1 pseudogene is annotated in these 693 nt (G+C 46.3%); it reads right to left on the reverse strand.

The annotated features are described in order from the left end of the window. Positions 1–215: 215 nt before the first annotated feature. A pseudogene (locus A3756_RS28050) lies at positions 216–693 on the reverse strand (peroxidase); the annotation flags it as partial.

Raw genomic sequence — 693 nt, forward strand, 5'->3', positions numbered from 1 at the left:
AAGTGGTAGGTGACAGCGTCAGACCAACCAAGCACTCCCCTCCTTCAGTAGGGCTTCTCAGACTAGAAGTATAAAAAAAGCCCCGAAGTCTCGAAAGACTCCGGGGCACAACTCCCTTCATTTTGACTGATCCTCCTGCTCTAGAACAGCCAATATGTTATTTACCAAAGTACAGATTGATAAATACAAGGGTTAGGCTAAGTTGAAATCCTTACTTATTGATCCTCTACACGCTGGTGGTTGAAGAAAACACCACCGTCACCAAAGGCCGAGCTGATAAACTCAGAACTTAGGCGAATCGTACCAACTTTCTTAGCACTATCACGACGAGATTTCGCATACTTCTTATGAAAATACGGGAAGATAGAAGTGCGAATTTTCTCGCTCGTTGCGTAGACGTCATAGATAGGCGTACCTTCTGGTAAGCTTTCCAAGTCGTCACGGAAGTCATGAGAAGCACTTGAGAACAAGCCCTTCACTTCTGGGCGCGGAACAAAGTAAACCTGCGTCGGCGTAACAACGCTGCTTTCTTTGGTGCCATCTGCGCGAACCTTCGCCATCTTCTCTACAGAAAGCGTGGTTGGCTTAGTCGAAACTAGTGAGAACAAGGCTGTGGTACCCAAAGTTTCGTTCACTTCCTTGTCAACGTACTGCGACAACTCATTTGCAAAGAAATCATGGTTACCACCTTGG

Source organism: Oleiphilus sp. HI0086 (genome assembly GCF_001635225.1).